The sequence below is a fragment of the Streptomyces sp. NPDC052114 genome, from assembly GCF_040680155.1.
Taxonomy (GTDB): domain Bacteria; phylum Actinomycetota; class Actinomycetes; order Streptomycetales; family Streptomycetaceae; genus Streptomyces.
On the sequence record NZ_JBFAWC010000027.1, the window covers coordinates 20,480 to 41,471 of the forward strand.

Sequence of the window (20,992 nt, forward strand, 5' to 3'; positions counted from 1 at the left end):
GGAGCGGTCAGAGTGAACAGATGCAGCGCATCCGGTTCGACCCGCCCCGCCGCCCCGGGCTCCCGCCCCGCGTCCGGCGCCTGCTCGGCGCGGCACGGAGCACCCGCTTCCGACTTGAGCGGGTCGTGGCGGGCAGGACGAGGAGCGGGAGCGGCCTTCCAGGGCGGTGGCCGGGCGGGGCCGAAGAGGTCAAGGGACTGCTCGTGCCCGTGCACCTGTCCCTGCGGGACAGCCGCACGCTCAATCTCGCGCTCGACGCTGGGGACGTGCCCGGCGAGGTGCGGGACGCGCGGCTCGTCGTCGGGCGCGGGGTGCGGCGGATCGCCGTCCCCCTGGTGTACGAGCCGCACACCGGCGCCCGTCCCCTGCTGACCGCCACCGCCACCCTGCGCGACATGCGGGACGGCGTGTGGCGGGTGACCGCCGAGGTGCGGGGCGGCGACGGGCGCGTCCGGCGGTACGGGCTCGCGGTCGCCGTCGCGGGAGCCGCGCCCGCGACGCCGATCGCCCCGCACGCCCCCGACCCGCTGACCGGAACCCTCGTGCGGGTCGTGGCGGCCCGCGGCGGACGGGCGGTGCTCCAGGCGACCCGGTCGCTGCCCCGCGCGGAACTGGTGCGGTTCGTGCCGCGCGGCGACGGCATCACCGTGCACGGGCGGCTCGTCGCGGGGGCCGCCCCCGGCCGGGCGGAGGCCGTGCGGCGGCGGGACGGCGTCGTCGTACCCGCCGAAGTGCTCTGGCGGGGCACGGCGTTCGCGCTGCGGGTGCCGCTCGCCGCGATGGCCGGGGCGGGTCCGGGGCAGTGGGTGTGGGACTTCCGGGTCGGCCCGCTCCCCCTCGGCCGGTGGCTGTCCGACGTGCGCGACCCGTCCGCCGCCTACCCCACGCCCTTCCGCGTCGTCGCGCTGCCGGACGGCGCGATCGTCCGGGCCCACGCCCACTTCACGGCGTCCGGCGCCTTCGCGGTGACGTGCCGCGACATCACCGACGACCTCGGCCAGGACATCACCGAAGACACCGGCCCCGGCACCGGCCCCCGGGAGCTCGCGGAGGAGACCCCATGAAGATCACGTATCTGCTCGGCTGGGGCGACGAGATGGGCGGCACCGAGCTCGCCACGTACACCCAGGCGCAGCACCTGGCCGAGCGCCCCGGCATCGAGGTCGAGGTCGTCTCCGTCTTCAGGACGCGCGCCGAGCCGTTCTTCCCGGAGGCGCGCGGGCTGCCCGTGCGGCATCTCGTCGACCGCACGGTCACGCCCGAACGCCCGCTGCGCGACACGGAGTTGGACGACGCCGCCTGCCGTACGCTCGCCGCGCTGCCCAGCGAGCTGATCAGGCCCGCCTGGGAGGACGCCTTCGACCGGCTCTCCGACATCGAGCTGACCGCGGCGCTCGGCACGCTCGACACCGACGTCCTGGTCACCACCACGCCCGCGCTGCTCGCCGCCGCCGTGGCGCTGGCGCCCGCGCGGGTCGTCACCGTCCACCAGGAGCACCGCCCCACCCAGCGGCGCGGCCCCTCCGGCGAGCCGCTGCTGCTGCACGCGCCGCGCCTGGACGCCCTGGTCACGCTGACCGAGCGCACCCGCGACTGGATCGCGGAGTCCCTCGGCCCCACCGCCCCCGAGCTGGCCGTCATCCCGAACGCCGTGCCCGACGGCTTCCGGCCGCGCGCCGACGGCGAGGGCAAGGTCATCGTGATGGCGGCGCGGCTGACCGGCGAGAAGCGCGTCGACCACGCCGTCCGGGCCTTCGCGAAGGTCGCGGACGCGCACCCCGACTGGACGCTGCGGGTCTTCGGCGGCGGCCACCGCGAGCGGCATCTGCGGCGCCTGGTCGACGGGCTCGGCCTGCACGACCGGGTCGAACTGCTCGGCCCCTGCCAGGACATGGCCGCCGAGTGGGCCAAGGCCGGGCTGAGCCTGATGACCGCGGGCCACAACGAGGCGTTCCCGCTGGTGCTCCTGGAGGCGCTCGCCGCCGGGGTGCCGGTCGTCGCGTACGACGTGCTGACCGGGCCCGCCGAGATCGTCAGGCACCGCATCGACGGCCTCCTCGTGCCGCCCGGCGAGATCGACGAACTCGCCTGTGCCATGGACGAGTTGATGGGCAGCGACGAGAAGCGGCGGCGGTTCGCCCGCGCCGCGCGCGAGGGCGTCTACGCCCGGTTCTCCTCGACGGACGTCACCGCGCGCTGGGAGGAGCTGTACACGCGGCTCGTCGCGGGCCGCGACCGGCCGGAGCGGCTGCGCGGGCGCGCGGACCGGGTGGCGCTCGGCGTCGCGTCCGGCGGCAGCGGGTTCAGGCCCACCGCGCCGCACACCTTCGAGGCGGCGGCCGCCGCCGACGAGCGGGCCCGCGAGGACGAGATCATCGCCGCCGACACCACGGGCCGCGTCATCCGCTCGGTGGGCCGCCTCGCCGAGCGCCGCGACGACCTCCTGACCCCGCACATGGCGGAGCTGAACCTCCGGCTCGCCGCGTCCGCGCTGGAGTCGCAGGACGTCCCCTACTGCCTGGTGCGCACCGCCGACGGCACGTCCCACACCCTGGCCGTGGCCGCCGAGGAACGCGACCGGGCGCTCAAGGCCCTGGCCGGGGCGCTGCGCGGACGGCCCGTCTACGCCGAGCTGGTCCGGCCGCGCGACGCGGCGCCCGGCGCGGTCCTCGCCGAACGCCTGGACGGGATCGGCGAGCTGGCGGGCGTCAAGGTCTTCAAGCCGGTGACGACGTCGACGCTCTCGCTGCGACACGGCGCGGGGCAGGCCTGCACGGTGGCGTTCTGGCCGCGGGCGGCGGACGGGTCCTCCTTCCGGGCGCCGTTCGGCACCACGCTGGCCGGCTCCGAGCTGCCCTCGCTCACGCCCACGGCGACGCTGCGCGTGGCGGACCGCACGTATCCGACGCTCGACGTGTTCGCCGAACTCCTCGTCAAGGACGTCGACTTCCCCGTCGATGCCGTCTACACCTGGGTCGACGACAGCGACCCCGCGTGGCGGGCGGCGCGCGAGACGGCGCTCGGCGGCGACGCCGCCCCGGCCGGGTCCGGCACCGGCGCGGACACGGGCGCCGTGCGCTTCCGCAACCGCGACGAGCTCCGCTTCAGCCTGCGCTCCCTGGCGATGTACGCGCCCTGGGTCCGGCACGTGTACCTCGTCACGGCGGGCCAGACCCCGCCCTGGCTCGACCGGGACCACCCGGGCCTGACGGTGGTCGACCACCGCGACCTGTTCGCCGACCCCGACGCGTGCCTGCCGACCTTCAACTCGCACGCCATCGAGTCGCAACTGCACCGCATCGAGGGCCTGTCGGAGCACTTCCTCTACTTCAACGACGACATGTTCCTGGGCCGTCCCACCAACCCGGACACCTTCTTCCTCAGCAACGGCCTGCCCCGCTTCTTCTGGTCCTCGGCGTCCGTGCCCGCGCTGCCGGTCGCGCCGGACGACGAGGGCTATCTCGCGGCGGCGAAGAACAACCGCGAGCTGCTGCGCGCCGCGTTCGGCAGGACGACGACGCACAGCTTCCTCCACGTGCCCTACGCGCTGCGCCGCAGCGTCCTCACGGAGCTCGCCGAGCGCTTCCCCGAGGAGTGGGCGGCCACGTCCCGCAGCCGCTTCCGCTCCACCGGCGACCTGGCGCTCGTCTCGTCGCTGCACCAGCACTACGCCTACCTGACCGGCCGTGCGGTGCCCGGCGGCATCGCGTACGACTTCGTGGACATCGGCGACCGCGCCGACCACGCGCGCCTCGGCCGGCTGCTGCAGAGCCGCGACAAGACGGCGTTCTGCATCGGGGAATCGCCCGGCGGCGGCCTGGCGGACCAGGAGATGGCCCTGGCCATCCGGTCGTTCCTGACGGCGTACTTCCCGGTGCGCTCGCCGTACGAGAGGCGATCGAACGGCTAGCCGGGCACACCCATGCGCTGGGTGCCGAGGACGGACAGGAGGCGCAGGGCCTGGTCCGACGGCGAGCCGGGGGCCGCGGTGTAGAGGAAGACCCGCTGGTCGCGGTCGGCGATGTCCAGGACGTCGCAGCTGACGGTGACCGGGCCGACCACGGGGTGCGCGAAGGTCTTGCAGAGCGTGGGCCGGGAGGCCACGTCGTGGTCGGCCCAGAGCCGGGCGAACTCCTCGCTGCCGGTGCGGAGTTCCTCGACGAGGGCGGCCACCTCGGGGTCGTCGGGGTAGCGGGCGGCGGCGGTGCGCAGGTGCCGGGCCGCGGTGCGGGCGAACTGCTCCGCGTCCGAGACCCCGTACAGCCGCAGCCCGTCCCGGTACGGGGCGAGGAAGGCGCGCCGGAGGAGGTTGCGGTCCCGGCGCGGCAGGGCCGAGAAGTCCTCCATCAGGGCGGCGGCCAGGTCGTTCCAGGCGATGACCTCGTACGTCGCCGAGACCACCACCGCCGCGGCCTCGGGCAGGCGCCGGATCAGGTCGACGATGCTCTGCCGGACCTCGCGCGAGGGGCCGGGCGGCGGGCCCGGCGGGGTGCCCGCGAGGTGGTGGAGGTGGTCGCGCTCGGCGTCCGACAGGCGCAGCGCGCGGGCGAGCTGGGCCAGCACCTCTCGGGAGGGGTGCGGGGCACGGGCCTGTTCGAGCCGCGTGTAGTACTCGGCCGAGATGAAGGCCAGCTGCGCCACCTCCTCGCGGCGCAGCCCCGGGGTGCGGCGGCGCGTCCCGGCGGGCAGTCCCACGTCGGCGGGGGCGATGCGCTCGCGCCGGCTGCGCAGGAAGCCGCCGAGCTCTCGTCGTGCACGTTGATCCACGCCTTCATTGTGCGCGGGTGCCGGGCGGCCCAGCCAGGTACTGCCGGTGCCTGGATGAGCGCGGCGGCCGGGCCCAGGCTCGACGGCATGAACGACACACAGACCCCGTCCACCGCCCCCTGTGGCCTGCTCGCCGGCAAGGTGGCCCTCATCACCGGTGCAGGCCGCGGCATCGGCGCCGCCGCGGCGCGGCTGTTCGCCCGGGAGGGCGCGCAGGTCCTGCTCGCGGCCCGTACCGGGACCCAGCTGAAGGCGGTGGCCGAGGAGATCCGGGCGGCCGGGGGCGCCGCGGACCACGTGGTGTGCGACCTGGCCGACGGGGCGAGCGTCCGGGCCGCCGTCGGCCGGGCCGTCGAGCGGTACGGGTGCCTCGACGTGGCCTTCAACAACGGTGCGAGCCCGCAGCCGCCCGGCCCGATGGACGAGCTGTCGGAGGAGGACTTCGACGCCGTCGGCGCCGTGAACCTCAAGGGCTCGTGGCTGGCCATGACCGCCGAGATCGCCGCGATCCGCGCCACCGCCGGGCGCGGGGCGATCGTGAACACCTCCAGCGTCGGCAGCCTGATGGCCAACCCGGAGCTGCCCGCGTACGCGGCGACGAAGAGCGCGCTCAACAGCCTGACCGCGTCGGCCGCCGCCACCTACGGGCCCGAGGGCATCCGCGTGAACGCCGTCGCGCCCGGCACCACGCTCACGGAGATGCTGTACGAGTGGGACGAGCGCTCCCCCGGCACCATCGAGCACCTCAACTCCCTGACGCCGCTGCGCCGTGCGGCCGACCCGGCGGAGATCGCGCAGGCCGCCGCGTGGCTGCTGAGCGACCGCGCCTCGTACGTGACCGGCACGGTCCTGCGGGTCGACGGCGGCATGCGCGCCTGAGGGCCGCTAGGAGGAGCGTTCCCCGTCCAGGAAGAGCCGCCGGACCACGCGTTCGGCGGCCTTCCCGTCGTCGTAGGGGCAGAAGCGCCCCCGGAACGCCGACCGCAGTCCGGTCGTGCCCTCGGTGTCCCAGGCGCCGGTCCGGAACAGCTCGGCGAGCTCGTCCTCGGTGGTGGCGAGGGCGCCGGGGGTCTCGCCGGGGCGTCCGGAGAGCAGGTCGAAGTAGGTGCCGCGGGCGAGGCGGTAGGCCTGCCAGTCGGGGGCGTAGGTCACGATCGGGCGGTCCAGACAGGCGTAGTCGAACATGAGGGAGGAGTAGTCGGTGACGAGCGCGTCGGCGGCCAGGCACAGGTCCTCCACGCGCGCGTGCCCGGTGACGTCGACGAGCTGCGGGTGGGCGTCGAGGCCCGCGTCCGCCCCGTAGAAGTAGTGGGCGCGCACCAGCACGACGTAGGAGGGGCCGAGGCGCTCGGCGAAGCGCCTGAGGTCCAGGCGGGGCAGGAAGCCCTTCTGGTAGTCGCGGTGGGTGGGCGCATAGAGCAGCACGGTCCGCCCGTCGTCGACGCCCAGCTGGGCGCGCACGCGTGCCACGTCCTCGTCGTCGGCCGTGAAGTACACGTCGTTGCGCGGGTAGCCCGCCTCCAGGGCCTGGTAGGCGACAGAGGGGTAGACGCGCTCCCAGATCTCCGTGGAGTGCGGGTTCGCGGAGAGGCTGAAGTCCCACTGGTCGGTGTGGTCGAGGACCTTCTGGAAGCTGATGCCGTGCGTGCCGGCGGGGTAGCGGCGCTGGTCCAGGCCCATCTTCTTCAGCGGGGTGCCGTGGTGGGTCTGGAGGTAGACCTGGCCGGGGCGCTTGGTGAACCCGCCGGGGAAGCTGGAGTTGTTGACGAGGTACGTGGCGGTGGCCATCGCCTGCCAGTAGGGCCGCGAGCCCTCGACGACGTACTCGACGCCCGGCGGCACCTTGTGCCTGTTGCGGCCGGAGACCACCCACACGCCCCGCACGTGCGGGGCGAGTTCGCGGGCCTTGGCGTGGATCGCCGCGGGGTTGCAGGAGACGCCGCGGTTCCAGTAGGCGCCGTAGACCGCGAGGTGCGGGTCGAGGCCGCGGTGCAGGTCGGCGCGGTAGACGGCGCGCATGGCGCGGGCGCGCAGCTTCTTCTTCTGCCGGGTGAGCTGCCGGGTGACGCGCAGCCGTCGGCTCTCGGCCTTGCGCAGCCCTTCGTAGGCGGCGTAGGAGGCGGTGGCGAGCGCCTTGTGCTCGGGGGTGCGGGGTTCGGCGCCCGTGGGCGCGTGGGCGCGGTGGACGCGGGCCGCCTCGCGGAAGAAGTCCCGCCGGTCGGCCTCGCGGATGCGGCCGGGGTCCTCCAGGACGGCGAGCAGGTGGGCGGCGGCGTGCGGCAGGAGCCGGGCGCGCTCGTCGGGCGCCACGGCGGCGAGCAGTTCCTCGTACCGCTCGGCCAGGGCGAAGTGGCGCCGGCCCGGGGTCTTGGAGAAGCTGCCGCCGCGCCGCTCGCGCCAGCGCACGCACGGCCGGTCCAGGACGGCGAGCCGCTCCCCGGCCCGCAGGGCGGCCGTGTGGACGGGCACCACGTCCTCGTACGCGCCGTCGCTGAAGGAGAGGCGCTGCGCGTGCCAGAAGTCGCGGCGGAAGACGCGGTTCCAGGCGGCGGGGGTGACGGCGAGGGGGTCGCCCGCGAGATCGTCGCCGCCGGGGCGGACGGTCTCCCACCAGTCGACGCGGTCGTGCGCGCAGAGCAGGACGTCCGGGTCGCCGGCGGCCGTGAGGGCGGCGTCGACGGCCTCCAGGGCGCCCGGCAGGAGCAGGTCGTCGCCGTCGAGGAAGAGGAGGTGCTCGCCGGTGGCGCGGTCGGCGCCGATGTTGCGGGCGGGGCCGGGTCCGGCGTGGGCGGGGACGCGGACGACTTGCGCGCGTGGATCGAGCTCCGCATACTCCGCGGCGATCGCGGCGCAGGCGTCGGGCGAGGCGTCGTCGACGACGATCAGTTCGAGGTCGCCGAAGGACTGGGTGAGCACGGAGTCCAGGCAGTCCCGCAGGTAGCCCTGGACGCGGTGGGCGGGGACGACAACCGAGAAGCGCGACATGAGAACCGACGGTAGTCAGCCGGGCACCGCCTGTCGAAGACCGCTCGTCACTCGTTGGGGTGATCGAGGGCAAAGAAGTTGACGATCGGGAGCCGGGAACGGGCAAAGGGGACGAATATGCCCGTATTCCCACGAAAGGCCGGTCGCCGTGCAGCCCCGTCTCAGCGTCGTCGTGCCCATCTACAACGTCGAGGAGTTCCTGGAGGAGTGCCTGGAGTCGATCGCCGGGCAGACCATGGCCGGACCGGGCCTGCCGGACGGCGCCGAGGCCCGCGGCGGCCTGGAGTGCATCCTCGTCGACGACGGCTCCACGGACGCCAGCCCCCGCATCGCCCGTGAGTTCGCCGCCAGGGACCCCCGCTTCGTCTACGTCCGCCAGCGCAACGCGGGCCTGAGCGCCGCCCGCAACACCGGCGTGCGCAAGGCCTCCCCCACGGCCGAGTTCCTGACCTTCGTCGACAGCGACGACGTCGTGCCGCACGACGCGTACGAGCGCATGATCGCGAGCCTGGACGCGTCCGGCTCCGACTTCGTGAGCGGCAACGTCTGGCGGCTCAACGAACGCGGCCGCTCCCAGGCCTGGCAGTACCAGTGGCTGACCGAGCCGCGCACCCGCACCCACATCGGCCGCGACCTCGACCTGCTCTCCGACCGCGTGGCCTGGAACAAGGTGTTCCGGCGCGCCTTCTGGGACCGGCACCGCTTCACCTTCCCCGAGGGCAAGCTCTACGAGGACACCCCCGTGATGATCCCGGCGCACTTCCTCGCCGGGTCCGTGGACGTGCTCAGCGACCACGTCTACTACTGGCGCGTCCGCGAGGGCTCGATCACCCGGCGGCGCACCGACGTCAAGGGCGTGCGCGACCGGATCGCGGCGTGCGCGCACGTCAGCGGCTTCCTCGCCGAACACGCGCCGGAGATGAAGAAGACGTACGACGTGTCCTGCCTGCGCGACGACTTCGTGTACTTCCTGGAGGGGCTGCCGATGGGCGGCCCCGAGTACCGCGCCGCGTTCATGGCCGACACGGCGGCCTTCCTGCGCCGCGCCGACCCGGCCGTCATCGCCGGACTCCCCGTCGACCTGCGCGTGAAGTGGCAGCTCGTGCGCGAGGCGCGGCTCGCCGAGCTGATCGAGCTGCTCGCCTTCGAGCGGGCCAACGGCACCGCCTTCCAGGTGCGCGGCACCCTCCGCCGCAGCGTCTCCTACCCCGGGGTCGGCCGCGTGCCCGAGAAGCTGGCGCGCATCGGGCGGCGCGAACTGCCCACCGTGGCACGGGTCAGCGAGGCCCGGTGGGAGCCCGACGGCACGCTGCGGATCAGCGGATACGCGTACGTACGCAATCTGGGGGCGACCCGCCCCGGCCACTCGGTCAAGACGGGGCTGCTCAAGTCGGCGCACTCCCGGGGCACGTTCCGGCACGTGCCGACACGGACCGTCGCCGCGCCGCAGGCCACCGAGCACTCGCGGCAGCGGCTGCACTGCTACGACCTGTCGGGCTTCGAGATGACCGTCGACCCCGAGCAGCTCAAGACCGGCGGCCGCTGGCAGCCCGGCAACTGGCTGTTCGGCGTGTTCGTCGCGGGCCACGGCACGGTGCGCCGCGCCGCGGTGCGGGCCGTGGAGGGGGCGTCCGCGCAGACCGTGGTGCGCGAACTCGGCGACGGGCTGCGCCTGGTCCTCGGCTTCAGCAAGGGGCGCCTGGTGCTGCGGATCCAGGAGTACGCGGCGCGCGTGGACGCCCACCGTCGCGACGGCGACGACGTGGTGCTGAGCGGCACCCTGCCCGGCCGCCCGCGCCCCGAGGCCCTGCGCCTGACCCACAAGCCCTCCAGGACGGAGGTCGACTGCCCGGTGACGCTCACCGGCGACCGCTTCGAGGTCCGCATCGCCCTGCGGGACCTGGAGTCGGTGGCGCCCACCCCGCACCGCGCGCCCAAGGAGGTCGAACCGCCGCACGGCGACCGCTGGCAGGCCGGCCTCGTGCTGCCCGGCGGCAAGCAGGCCCCCCTGGCCGCCACGCTCGACCTGCCGCCGGGCCGCTACGCCTCGCGGGCGGGCCGCGAACTGTGCGCCACCGCCAACGAACACGGCCACCTGGTCGTCGAGTTGACCCGGCAGCCGGTAGCCGACCACGTCGCCTGGGCCGCCGACGGCACGCTGACCGTGGCGGGCACGGCGGCCGCGGCGAGCTGGACCGACCCCGAGCTGGTGCTACGGCACAGCGGCCGCGACGAGGAGCTGACGGCCCCCCTCCAGCGGGACGGCGACCGCTTCCGCGCGGTGGTCGCGCCGGGCGGCGGGGCGCTGCGGGAGGGGCGGTGGTACGCCTTCCTGCGGGAGGCGGGGGCGACCGGCCTCCAGACGCCCCGCGCGGCGGACGGCATGCCCGTGCGGCTGCTGGCCTCCGTGTCCGGCACGCTGCCGCTGCGACAGACCGTCCAGGGACGGGAGTTCACCGTCGACCGGCGCTTCGGCGACCGGCTCCTCGTCGAGTCCGGTTCGGTGCTCGCGCGCTCCGAGCGCGGCGCGTACCGGCGGCACCAGCTGCGCACGGTCCACTACCCGAGCCGCCGCGAACTTCCCCTGACCGACGCCGTCCTGTACTTCGACGGCGACTCGCCGCGCGCCGTCCACGAGGAGCTGGTGCGGCGCGGCGCCGACGTCACGCACCTGTGGGTCACCCACGACCAGCAGACGCGCGTCCCGGCCGGGGCGCGGGGCGTCGAGGAGCACAGCGCCGCCTGGTACGAGGCGCTGGCCCGCTGCCGCCGCATCGTCACCGCGGGCCACCTGCCGGACTTCTTCGAGCGGCGCGCTGGCCAGACCGTCGTCCAGACCTGGCACGGCGCCCCGCTCAAGCGCATCGGCACCGACCTCACCGACACCCTCTACGCCGACCACGGCCACCTCGACGCGCTGCCGAAGCTGTCCCGCCAGTGGGACGTGCTCGTCTCGCCCAACCGTTTCGCCACCCCGCACCTGGGCCGCGCGCTCGCCTACGACGGCGAGGTCCTGGAGGCCGGCTCGCCCCGCAACGACGTGCTGTTCGCCGAGGACCGCCGCAAGGTCGCCGAGCGGGTCCGCCGCGAGCTCGGCATCGCGCCGGACAAGCGGGTCGTCCTGTACGCGCCGACGTTCCGGGACCATCTCGCGTACGCCCCGGGCAGATTCCGCTACGAGCCCGCGCTCGACTTCCGCGCGGCCGAGTCCGTGCTCGGCGACGACCACGTCCTGCTGGTGCGCAAGCACCCGCTGACCTCCGGCCGGCTGCCGGGCGCCCGCGCGCCCTTCGTCCGTGACGTGTCCGCGCACCCCCGCACCGCCGAACTCCTGCTCGTCGCGGACGTGTTGGTGACGGACTACTCCTCGCTGATGTTCGACTTCGCGCACACCGGGCGTCCGATGCTCTTCCACGCCTACGACCTGGAGCACTACCGCGACACGGTGCGCGGCTTCTACCTCGACTTCGAGACCCGCGCCCCGGGCCCGCTGCTCGCCTCCACCGGCGAGGTCGTGGAGGCGCTGCGCGACCTGGACGCCATCGCGGCCCGGCACGCGGAGGCGTACGCGGCGTTCCGCGAGGCCTACTGCGACCTCGACGACGGACGCGCCGCCGCCCGGGTCGCGGAGAGGCTGCTGCGGTGAGCGGCGCGCTGCTCACCCGCCGGGTCGCCCACGGCGCGACGGCGCTGCGCGGCGGCGGGCCGCGGTGGCGCCCCACTCCCTATCTGGTCTTCGGCGGGCTGTTCTGGCTGGTGATGTCGCTGGCCTTCTGGCGGGTCCCGATGTGCTGCGACTTCGGCCAGCACGCGGCCGTCGTCGAGCGCCTGAAGGAGAACCTCCTCCACCCCGCGCACCCGATGGCGGACCTGCCGGGCGACGGCAGCGCGTACTACTCGCCGTACGCCGTCGCCCAGGGCCTGTTCGCCAAGGCGACGGGCCTCGCGGGCTGGGAGGTCGTGAAGCTCTCCGGGCCGCTGAACCTCCTCGTCCTGCTCACCGGCATCGGCCGCTTCGTCCGCGCCCTGACGGCCCGTCCCTGGGCGCCGGTGCTCGCGCTGTGCGCGATGGTGCTGCTCTGGGGCACGCGCATGGCGTGGTGGAGCGGCTATCTGGGCCTGATGTCGATGACGGGGAACCTCGGCTACCCGTCGACGTTCGCGATCGGCCTGGCGTTCTGGGCCTGGGCGTGGGCGGGCGCGCTGGTCCGCGGGCCGCGGCGGAGCCCATGGGCGTACGTGGGCCTGGGCGCCCTGTGCGGAGTGATCCTGCTCGTCCACCCGATCTCGTCGGTGGCGGCGGTGATCGGTGTGGTCGCGTTCGCGGCGTCCGGGCGCACCGTGTGGCCCTGGGCGGCGACCGCCGTGACCGCGGCGGCCCTCGCCGTGGTCTGGCCGTACTACAGCGTCTTCTCGCTGGTCGGCGACCCGTCCGTCGACGGGATCCACCGCCAGCTCTACACGGAGATGCCGCAGCGGTTCTGGCTGGCGCTGCTCGGCCTGCCGGCCCTGTGGCTGCGGCTGCGCAGGGACCGCAGGGACCCGCTGGTCCTGATGTTCGCGCTGGACTGCGCGGTCGTCGGCTACGGCTGGGTCAGCGGCCACTACACCTACGGCCGCATCCTGGGCCTGACCCTGGTCCCGCTCCAGTTCGCGCTGGCGAGCGAGCTGGCGGCGGCCCGCCCCTGGGGCTGGCGGCGCGGCGCGCTGGCCGGGGCCGCCGCGCTGGGCGCCTGCGTGGGCTTCTGCCAGCTCCAGGCGGGCGCCGTCGTGCCGCGCGCCCTGGACCCCGTCGGCTTCGACCAGCCGCCGCGCTGGCCGGGCTACACCTGGGCGGTCGGCCACATGCGCCGGGGCGACGTCGTCCTGACCGACGGCTACCGCCCCACCCGCTCGGTGCCGGGCTACGGCGCCAACCTCGTCGCCCCCGCCTGGCCGGACCCCTCCCTCGACGAGCACGTGCGGGACGTACGCCTGAAGGCCGTGCACGACTACCTCGCCCCCGGCTCCACCCGGGCGGAGCGCGCGGAGATCGTCCGCCGCTACCGGGTGCGGTGGCTGCTGCTCGAACCCGAGCAGAAGGCGCCGCCGGAGGCGGTCGTCGTCGACTGGAGCCCGCGCACCGGCGAGGTCCTCGCGCGGGTGAACGGCGCGGGTCAGCGGCGGACGTAGAGGCGCAGCGTGGCCCCCGGCACGGCGTAGGGGGCGCGGGGCACGAACTCCCGCTCCAGGACGTCGAGTTTGAGCCGCTCGGTGCCGAGTCCCCGCCCGGCCTCCCCCGCACGGGCGATCCGCCGGCGGGCCTCGCGCAGCACCGGCGGCTCGGTCAGGACCCAGACCCGGTCCGCGGCGGCGAGCCTGCGGCGCAGTTCGGCGGGGCGTACCTCCTCGCCGTAGAGCGTGCCCGAGGCGGCGGGCGAGGCGCCGAGCGCGAGGTCCCTGGCACGGCGGAACCCGTCGGGGTGGGCGAGGGCGACGCGCCGGGCCGTGGCGGGCAGGAACAGGACGGGCTCGCCGGGCCGCACCACGCGCGCGGCGACGGCGGAGGCCGCGGCGGGGTCCTCGCGCCCGTGCCCGACGGCACGGTCGTGGCGGTGCAGCGGCAACTGCCACCACAGGGCCAGCCCGACGACGGCGGCGCCGAGGACGGCGACGGCACCTCGGGGGCACACGAAACGACGACGGCGTACGGAGCCGGGACGGGCGAAGCGAAGACGGCTCACGACACCGGGACGCGCGAAGCGAAGACGGCTCACGAAACCGGGACCGCGTACGAACCGGGAGTGCGGGAGGCATGCCCCTCGCGCGAGAGCCCCGGCCCCGCGCGCCACCCGGTCCGCGCCCGCCGCCACGAGCAGCGGCAGGCCCGCGAGGGCGAACAGGACGTAGCGGTCCTGGTAGAGCGGCCAGTGCCGCGAGACCGTGAAGAGCACGGCGGGCGGCAGGACCAGCAGCGGCAGCGCCACGGCCGGCAGAGCGAGCCGGCCCCGCGCCCGCCACGGCGGCGCCAGCGCGACCGTCGCGAGGGCCAGACCGCAGGCCAGCACGCGCGTCGTCGGCCCCGCGAAGGCGCGCAGCAGCCGGTCGGCGGCGGCAGCGTCCGGCGGCACCAGCCACGACACCTGCGCGGACTGCCCGCGCGAGACGAGCAGCAGCGGCAGGAGCAGGACGCAGACGGCCCCGGCGGCGGCCGCCCAGCCGCGCCACACGGCGCGCGGCACGCGGGAGAGCAGCAGGGTGACCGCGTGGGCGAGGAGGAGCAGGACGGCGAGTTCGTGGAGCAGGACGGTGCAGGCGGCGGCCGTCGCGTAGGCGCACCAGGCCGCGGGGCGGCCCGGCCGGTCGGCCGCGCGCACCAGGAGCAGCGTGGCGAGCGCGGCCCCGGCGGCGACCAGGGCGTACGAACGGCCCTCCTGCGCGTAGTGCCCGGCCAGCGGCGTCACCGCGTAGAGCAGCCCCGCCCACAGGCCGACGCGCGGGCGGGCGAGCCGGGTGCCGAGGGCGGCGACGAGCGCGGCGGTGGCGGAGGCGGCGAGCACGGAGGGCAGGCGCAGCGCGAACGCGCCGGGGTCGGCGGGCAGCAGGACGTGCATGAGCGCGTAGTAGAGGCCGTGCACCGCGTCGACGTGGTGGAGCAGATGCCGGATCTCGGGGAGCGAGCGGCGCGCGACCTGGAGGGTGGCGCCCTCGTCGCGCCACACCGTGCCGCGCTCCAGACCCCACAGGCCGAGGGCGAGCATGACGAGGGCGGGGAGCAGCGCAGCGAGGAAAGAGGCGGGGAAGGAGCGGGCGGGGCCGGGCGCGGGGAGGCGCTCGGCGGCTGTGCGGGGTGCGTGGGGCACCTTGGCGTGCATGGTGCAGAGTTTGTGCTACTAACCCCACTTTTACCGGGGATTGACGCGTCGGGCGCCGCCCCCTAAAGCCCCCTTAGTCCGATAATTACCGTCAGCATCTAACATTTCCCCCGTGGAACGCACCCTGCCTCAGTCGCCCGCCCAGGTCTCCGTCGTCGTGATCGGCTACAACGACGCGACCCATGTCGCGGACGCGGTGCGCTCGGCGCTCGCGCAGGGACCCGCCGTCCACGAGGTGATCGCCGTCGACGACTGCTCGACGGACGGCAGCGCCGAGGTCCTCGCCACGCTCGCCGCAGCGGACCGGCGCGTGCGGGTGCTCCGCCGCGACACCAACAGCGGCGGCTGCGGCACGCCCCGCAACGACGGGATCGACGCCGCCTCCGCCCCGTACGTGATGTTCCTCGACAGCGACGACGTGCTGCCGCCCGGCGCCGTCGACGCGCTGCTGGCCGCCGCCCTCAAGCACGGCACGGAGGTCGCCGCCGGGCTCTGCGTGCGCCGCGAGCTGCCCTCGGGCCACGAGGTGCCCTGGCAGCCGGAGCTGTACCGCAAGGCACAGCTCGTCGCCCGCCCCGAGCTGCGCACCCGCCTGGTCCACGACACCCTGTGCGTCAACAAGCTCTACCGCACGGACTTCCTGCGCGAGCACGCCGTCCGCTTCCCCGAAGGCCGCTTCATCTACGAGGACTTCGTCTTCACCGCGCGGGTCCTCGCCGCCGCGCCCCGCATCGCGCTGGTGCCCGACACGGTCTACGTGTGGCACGTGCGCCGCGCCGCCGCCAAGCTGTCGATCTCCCTGGACCGCTCCGGGGTCGCCAACTGGCAGGCCCGCATGGAGGCGCACCGCCAGTCCGTGGAGATCCTGCGGGACGCGCGGGGCACCGGCGGCAAGCGGCTCGCACGGGCGGCCCGCGCCAAGTTCATCGACCACGGCCTGCGCATGTACACCCGCGAGCTCACCGCGCGCGGCACCGCGTACCAGCGCGAGTGGTGGGCGCTCACGCGCGCCTACCTGACGACGTTCGACACCGCCGACCTCGACGCCGCGCCCGCGCCGGGCCGGGTCATCGCGCGCGTGGTCCTCGCCTCCGAGGAGCCCCGCGACCTGGACCGCCTCACGCAGGTGGCGGCCCGCCCGGCCCGGCTCGTGCCGCCGTACCCGAGGGCCGCCGACACCACGCCGATCTGGGCCGACGACCTCCCCCAAGTCACCCTGGAGCACCTGCTCGTGCGGCCGCTGCGGCTGCTGCCCCTCGCGGTCGACGGCGAGCTGCACCCCGGTTCGGGCGCCGCCCGGCTCACGCTGCGGCTGCACGAGCTGTACGGACGGGTGGCGGACGCGGGGCCCGCCACGGTCGACGTCGAGCTGATCGACCGGCGAAGCGGCCGTCCCGGCCTGCGCAGGACCGCCGCGTTCGGCCCCGAGCGGCCCGGCGAGACCTGGCTCGCCACGGTCCTGCTGGACCTCGGCTCGCTGCCCGGCGGCGTGTGGGACCTGCGGCTGCGGCTCCGCTTCGACGACGGGACGGCCCGCGACAGCACCGCGCGGGCCGTCGCCGGGCCCGGTCTGCTGCGCCGCGCGGTGGTGCCGAGCAGGCGGCGCGGGGTGCTCCTGGTCCAGCCGTACGCGACGCGGGCGGGCAACCTCGCGGTGCGGCTCGCGCCCGGGGTGCGGGGCGTGGCCGGGGTCGCCAAGCGGCGGCTGGCCCGGCTGGTCCGCTGACACGGCGCTCACGCGGCCTCTGCGACACTGCACGTCCACGAACACACTCGCGACAAGACGGGACAAGACGACATGACCTGGCTGATCACCGGCGGCGCCGGATACATCGGGGCGCATGTCGTCCGTGCCATGACGCAGGCGGGCGAGCGGACCGTGGTCTACGACGACCTGTCGTCCGGCATCCCCGAGCGGCTGCCCGCGGACGTCCCCCTGGTCACCGGCTCGACCCTCGACGCGGACCTCGTGGCCCGCACGCTCAAGGACCACGCGGTCACCGGCGTCATCCACCTCGCGGCGAAGAAGCAGGTCGGCGAGTCGGTCGAGCGGCCGCTGCACTACTACCACGAGAACGTGGAGGGCCTGCGGGTGCTCCTCGACGCGGTGGTGGCGGCGGGCGTGCCCTCCTTCGTCCTCTCCTCCTCCGCCGCGGTGTACGGCATGCCCGACGTCGACCTCGTCACCGAGGAGACGCCGTGCCTGCCGATGAGCCCGTACGGCGAGACGAAGCTCGCCGGCGAGTGGCTGGTGCGCGCCGCGGGCCGCGCGCACGGCCTGGCGACGGCGTCGCTGCGCTACTTCAACGTGGCGGGCGCGGCCTCCCCCGAACTCGCCGACACCGGCGTCTACAACCTCGTCCCGATGATCTTCGAGAAGCTCACCGACGGCGCGGCCCCCCGCATCTTCGGCGCGGACTACGACACCCCCGACGGCACCTGCGTACGCGACTACATCCACGTCGTCGACCTGGCCGAGGCCCACGTGGCCACGGCCCGCAGGCTCGCGTCCGCCGCGCCCGGCACGGACCTCACCCTCAACATCGGCCGGGGCGAGGGCGTGTCGGTCCGCGAGATGGCGGACCTGATCAACGAGGTCGCGGGGTACGACACCCCCGCCGAGGTCACCGCGCGCCGCCCCGGCGACCCGGCCCGCGTGGTGGCCGCCGCCGACCGCATCACCACCGAGCTCGGCTGGTCCGCCAAGCGCGACGTGCGCGACATGGTGACGTCCGCGTGGGCGGGCTGGGTGCGGCTGCACCCGGAGGCGGCGCGCGACTGAGCCGCCGTCGGGGCGCCCGGGGGTGTAGCAGGCTCCACCACCGGGACGGGGGCGCGCTCTCTCGCCCCGCCGACCTGGTGTTTCTAGCGTTCTCGGGGACGGTCACCGCAGGGGTGACGGGCACCGGGAGGACGCGGGGATGTTCAGGCGACGGGCTTCAGGGACGACGGCCGCCGGGCGGGTGACGGCACCCGGCGCGGGGGCGGCGGGTGGCGCGCAGGGGTCGGCGACCGACGTGCGCGAGGCGGCGCACGCCGGACAAGAAGCGGCTCCCGACGCGCTCACGCTCGACGGCGTCGGCAGGTCGTACCGGCGCGGCGTGACCGCGCTCGAACCCGTCGACCTCGCCGTGCCGCGCGGCCGGTTCCTGGCCGTCATGGGACCCTCCGGGTCCGGCAAGTCGACGCTGCTGCAGTGCGCGGCGGGGCTCGACCGGCCCAGCACCGGGACGGTGCGCATCGGGGGCGTCGCCATCGGCGGGCTCGGCGAGGCGGCGCTGACCCGGCTGCGCCGCGAGCGCGTCGGCTTCGTCTTCCAGGCGCACAATCTCGTGCCGTCGCTGAGCGTCCTGGAGAACGTCTCTCTGCCCCTTCTCCTCGCGGGCACCGCCGACGCGGAACGTGCCGCGCACGCCCTCGCCGCCGTCGGTCTCGCCGACCGCGCGGCCGACCGGCCCGCGGAGCTCTCCGGGGGCCAGCAGCAGCGCGTCGCCGTCGCCCGCGCCCTGGTCACCGCGCCCGAGGTCGTCTTCGCCGACGAGCCGACCGGCGCCCTCGACCCGGCCACCGCGCGGGACGTGCTCGCGCTGCTGCGGCGGGCCGTCGACGCGGACGGGCACACGGTCGTGATGGTGACCCACGACCCGGCCGCGGCGGCCTGGGCGGACGAGGCGCTGTTCCTGGCCGGGGGCCGGATCGTCACGCGGCTCGCCGAACCCGACGCCGCCCACGTGCACGGCATCATGCGGACGCTGGGGCGGCGGGCGGCATGAGCGGGACCACCGTGCACGTCACCAGGCTGCTCGCCGCGCGCGCCGCGCGGACCCACCGCAGGGCCTGGGCCGCGGTCTTCGCCGCGCTCGCCCTCACCTCGCTCCTGCTGGGCGCCTTCGCCCTGACGCTCGCCTCGGCCGGGCTCGGGCACGCGCGCGTGGAGCGCTACGCCGCCGCCGACCTCGTCGTCACCGGCGACCAGAACACCCGCTACACCGCCACGCCGTGGGGCAGCGACCCCGAGACGGCGACGGCCGGCCTCACCGAGCGCGTGCGGGTGCCGCGCGCGGCGCTGAGGACGGTGCGTGACGTGCCGGGGGTCCGCGCGGCCGTCGCCGACGAGGTGTTCCCGGTCGGCGTCGGGGGCGACGCCGCGACCGGGCGCCCGTGGGACACGGCCCGGCTGGGCGCGTACGCCCTGCGGGACGGGAACGCGCCCCGGCGCGCCACCGACGTGGTGGTGGGCGCGGGCACGGCCCGCGTCGGCGAGCGCGTCACCGTGCGGGCGGCCGGCGAGGACACCGCGTACACGGTGACCGGCGTGGCCCGAGGGCCGCGCGCCGCCGTCTACTTCACCGCCGCCGAGGCGCGCCGCCTGGCGGGCCGCCCCGGCTCGGTGGCCGCCATCGGTGTGACGGCGGAGCCCGGCACGAGCACCGCGACCCTGTACGCCCGGGTGCGGCACGCGCTGGACGCGGCGGGCCTGGGCAGCGTGGGGCACCGGGCCGACGGGGACGGCGCGGGTCTGCGCGTCCTGACCGGGCAGGGGCGCGGCGACGCGGAGTTCCTCGCGGCGGCGCCCGCCAGGTGGACCCTGCTGGCGATGCTCGGCTCCGTGGCCGCCACGGTCGTGCTCATCGGGGTGCTCGTCGTGTCGTCGACGGTGGCGCAGGCCCTGCGGCAACGCGCGCACGAGCTGGGCCTGTTGCGGGCGGTCGGCGCGACACCGCGGCAGCTGCGGGGCGCGGTGGGCCGCGAGGTGGGCCGGGTCGCGGCCCGCGCGGCCCTGGCCGGCGCGGTGGCGGCGCTCCCCGCGTACCTCGGCCTGCGCGCCCTGCTCGAAGCCCGCGGGGCGCTGCCGCCCGGCCTCGAACTCCCGCTCCCGCCATGGCTGTTGCCCGCTCCCCTGGTGACGGCGGGCCTGACCCTCCTGATCGCCCGCCTCGCCGCGCTGATCGCGTGCGCGCGGACGGCGAAGGTGCGCCCCGCGGAGGCGCTGCGCGAACCGGCACCGGGCCGGGCGCGCCACGTGACGGGCCTGGTCCTGCTGTTCCTCGGCGTCAGCTCGGCGGGCACCGCGACGCTCCAGCACGGCGCGGCGGCCGCCGCCGCGGCCAGTGCGGCGGCGGTGGTCATGGTGATCGCGTGCGCGCTGCTCGGCCCGTGGATCGCCGAGGGCGCGATGCGGGTGCTCGGCGCGCCGCTGCGCAGGTTCGGCGGCGTGGGCGGCCGGCTCGCGGCGGCCCACTGCACGGCGTCCGCGCACCGGCTGGGGGCGGCGCTGACCCCGGTCGTCCTGGTCACGGCGTTCGTCGTGGTGCAGCTGTCGGCCGGTACGACGATGACGCACGCGGCCACCGCCCAGGCGGGCGGCGCGGCACGGGCGGACTACGCGCTGACCGCTCCAGGCGGCCTGCCCCCGGCCGCCCTGGCACGGATCAGGGACGTCCCCGGGGTACGGGCTGCGACGGCCCTCACCCGCGGCACGGTCGTCCTGGCCGGCCGCGAGACGGGCTCGCCCCGCCTGGACCGCCTGCCGGTGCTCGGCGTCACCCCCGAGGGCCTCTCCCGCACCCTGGACCCGGCGGTCCGGGACGGCGACCTGGACGCGCTGCGCCCCGGCACGGTGGCGGTGGGGCGGGACCGGGCGCGCGCCCTGGACGTGCGCCCCGGCTCGACGGTGACGCTGCGGTTCGGGGACGGCGTGGAGGCACGCCTGAGGGTGGTGGCGACGTACGACCGCGAACTGGCCCTCGGCTCCTTCCTGTTCCACCGCGCCGACCTGCTGCGCCACACGTCCGCGCCGCCCACGGACCGCGTCCTGGTCGCCGCGGGCGGCACCACCACCGCGCACGCCCTGCGCGCGGCCGCCCCCGGCGCGCGGGTGACCGCCGGCCCGCCGCCCGAGCGGCTCGACCCCGAGGACCGGGCGCTGGGCGAGGTGGTGACCGCGGCGGCGGTCGGCGCGATCGGCGGCTTCACGGTGATCGCCGTCCTGAGCACGCTGTCCCTCATCGCCGTCGGACGCCGTCCCGAGCTCTCGCTCCTGCGGCTCGCCGGGGCGGGCCGCCGCCAGCTGCGGCACATGCTGCGCCTGGAGGCGGCGGCCACGGCGCTGACGGGCCTCGCGGTCGGCACGGCGGTCGCCTCGGTCCCGCTCCTCGCCTTCGGCCTGGCCCTGGCCCACTCCCTGCCGCGCCTGGCCCCGGCGCAGGCGGCCCTGATCGCCCTGGTGGTCGCCGCGACGACGGCCGCGGGCACACTGCTCCCGTCACGGCCCGCGCTCCGTGGCCGCTATCCGGCCCGCGCGGCGTAGGCCAGGCGGCCGGGGCGCCGGTCGTCCTCAACGTCGCCGGGCCCGGGGGCGGGGGCGGGGGGGCCGGTCTTCCGGG

At 75.9% G+C, this 20,992-nt stretch carries 12 protein-coding genes; 9 read left to right on the forward strand and 3 right to left on the reverse strand.

Features of this window, described 5'->3' with window-relative positions; translation table 11 throughout:
- The first annotated feature begins 20 nt into the window (after positions 1–20).
- The gene (locus tag AB0L89_RS37665; protein WP_365151844.1) at positions 21–1,064 is read left to right on the forward strand and encodes a hypothetical protein; all 1,044 of its coding nucleotides are present in this window, start codon (positions 21–23) and stop codon (positions 1,062–1,064) included.
- Complete coding sequence (locus tag AB0L89_RS37670) at positions 1,061–3,910, forward strand: stealth conserved region 3 domain-containing protein (protein WP_365151846.1); 2,850 nt, start codon at positions 1,061–1,063, stop codon at positions 3,908–3,910. The genes AB0L89_RS37665 and AB0L89_RS37670 overlap by 4 nt, the downstream gene beginning before the upstream one ends.
- On the opposite strand, the gene AB0L89_RS37675 is transcribed toward AB0L89_RS37670, so the two are convergent.
- Positions 3,907–4,767: a helix-turn-helix transcriptional regulator gene (locus AB0L89_RS37675; RefSeq protein ID WP_365151848.1), complete on the reverse strand. Its 861-nt coding sequence runs from the start codon at positions 4,765–4,767 to the stop codon at positions 3,907–3,909. The genes AB0L89_RS37670 and AB0L89_RS37675 overlap by 4 nt on opposite strands.
- A gap of 54 nt (positions 4,768–4,821) precedes the next feature.
- On the opposite strand from AB0L89_RS37675, the gene AB0L89_RS37680 reads away from it, so the two are divergent.
- On the forward strand, positions 4,822–5,646 hold the full coding sequence (locus tag AB0L89_RS37680; protein WP_365151850.1) for an SDR family NAD(P)-dependent oxidoreductase: 825 nt from the start codon (positions 4,822–4,824) through the stop codon (positions 5,644–5,646).
- A 6-nt stretch (positions 5,647–5,652) separates the two neighbouring features.
- Here AB0L89_RS37680 and AB0L89_RS37685 read toward each other — a convergent pair whose 3' ends face one another.
- Positions 5,653–7,752: a CDP-glycerol:glycerophosphate glycerophosphotransferase gene (locus AB0L89_RS37685; protein ID WP_365151852.1), complete on the reverse strand. Its 2,100-nt coding sequence runs from the start codon at positions 7,750–7,752 to the stop codon at positions 5,653–5,655.
- Between the two features lie 148 nt (positions 7,753–7,900).
- Between AB0L89_RS37685 and AB0L89_RS37690 the strand changes: the two genes are divergently transcribed.
- Both AB0L89_RS37690 and AB0L89_RS37695 read left to right on the forward strand, forming a co-directional pair.
- Positions 7,901–11,398 carry a CDP-glycerol glycerophosphotransferase family protein gene (locus AB0L89_RS37690; protein WP_365151854.1) on the forward strand — a complete coding sequence of 1,166 codons (3,498 nt, stop codon included), beginning with the start codon at positions 7,901–7,903 and terminating at the stop codon, positions 11,396–11,398.
- A complete protein-coding gene (locus AB0L89_RS37695) occupies positions 11,395–12,924 on the forward strand; it encodes a hypothetical protein (protein WP_365151856.1) in 1,530 nt (509 codons plus the stop codon). Before AB0L89_RS37690 ends, AB0L89_RS37695 begins: the two co-directional genes overlap by 4 nt.
- On the opposite strand, the gene AB0L89_RS37700 is transcribed toward AB0L89_RS37695, so the two are convergent.
- Positions 12,909–14,606: a glycosyltransferase family 39 protein gene (locus tag AB0L89_RS37700; RefSeq protein ID WP_365151858.1), complete on the reverse strand. Its 1,698-nt coding sequence runs from the start codon at positions 14,604–14,606 to the stop codon at positions 12,909–12,911. The genes AB0L89_RS37695 and AB0L89_RS37700 overlap by 16 nt on opposite strands.
- A gap of 112 nt (positions 14,607–14,718) precedes the next feature.
- On the opposite strand from AB0L89_RS37700, the gene AB0L89_RS37705 reads away from it, so the two are divergent.
- From AB0L89_RS37705 to AB0L89_RS37720, 4 genes are all read left to right on the forward strand, one after another.
- Positions 14,719–16,332: a glycosyltransferase family 2 protein gene (locus AB0L89_RS37705; protein WP_365151860.1), complete on the forward strand. Its 1,614-nt coding sequence runs from the start codon at positions 14,719–14,721 to the stop codon at positions 16,330–16,332.
- A gap of 72 nt (positions 16,333–16,404) precedes the next feature.
- The gene (gene galE, locus AB0L89_RS37710) at positions 16,405–17,388 is read left to right on the forward strand and encodes a UDP-glucose 4-epimerase GalE (protein WP_365151862.1); all 984 of its coding nucleotides are present in this window, start codon (positions 16,405–16,407) and stop codon (positions 17,386–17,388) included.
- Between the two features lie 139 nt (positions 17,389–17,527).
- Positions 17,528–18,379 carry an ABC transporter ATP-binding protein gene (locus AB0L89_RS37715; protein ID WP_365151864.1) on the forward strand — a complete coding sequence of 284 codons (852 nt, stop codon included), beginning with the start codon at positions 17,528–17,530 and terminating at the stop codon, positions 18,377–18,379.
- Complete coding sequence (locus AB0L89_RS37720) at positions 18,376–20,916, forward strand: ABC transporter permease (RefSeq protein WP_365151866.1); 2,541 nt, start codon at positions 18,376–18,378, stop codon at positions 20,914–20,916. The genes AB0L89_RS37715 and AB0L89_RS37720 overlap by 4 nt, the downstream gene beginning before the upstream one ends.
- Positions 20,917–20,992: the final 76 nt, after the last annotated feature.

What these genes read in the sequence shown, in the direction of transcription:
- AB0L89_RS37665 (WP_365151844.1), top strand. Translation starts at nt 21, where the DNA reads ATGCAGCGCATCCGGTTCGACCCGCCCCGCCGCCCCGGGCTCCCGCCC.
- AB0L89_RS37670 (WP_365151846.1), top strand. Translation starts at nt 1,061, where the DNA reads ATGAAGATCACGTATCTGCTCGGCTGGGGCGACGAGATGGGCGGCACC.
- AB0L89_RS37680 (WP_365151850.1), top strand. Translation starts at nt 4,822, where the DNA reads ATGAGCGCGGCGGCCGGGCCCAGGCTCGACGGCATGAACGACACACAG.
- AB0L89_RS37685 (WP_365151852.1), bottom strand. Translation starts at nt 7,752, where the DNA reads ATGTCGCGCTTCTCGGTTGTCGTCCCCGCCCACCGCGTCCAGGGCTAC.
- AB0L89_RS37700 (WP_365151858.1), bottom strand. Translation starts at nt 14,606, where the DNA reads ATGCACGCCAAGGTGCCCCACGCACCCCGCACAGCCGCCGAGCGCCTC.
- galE (WP_365151862.1), top strand. Translation starts at nt 16,405, where the DNA reads ATGACCTGGCTGATCACCGGCGGCGCCGGATACATCGGGGCGCATGTC.
- AB0L89_RS37715 (WP_365151864.1), top strand. Translation starts at nt 17,528, where the DNA reads ATGTTCAGGCGACGGGCTTCAGGGACGACGGCCGCCGGGCGGGTGACG.
- AB0L89_RS37720 (WP_365151866.1), top strand. Translation starts at nt 18,376, where the DNA reads ATGAGCGGGACCACCGTGCACGTCACCAGGCTGCTCGCCGCGCGCGCC.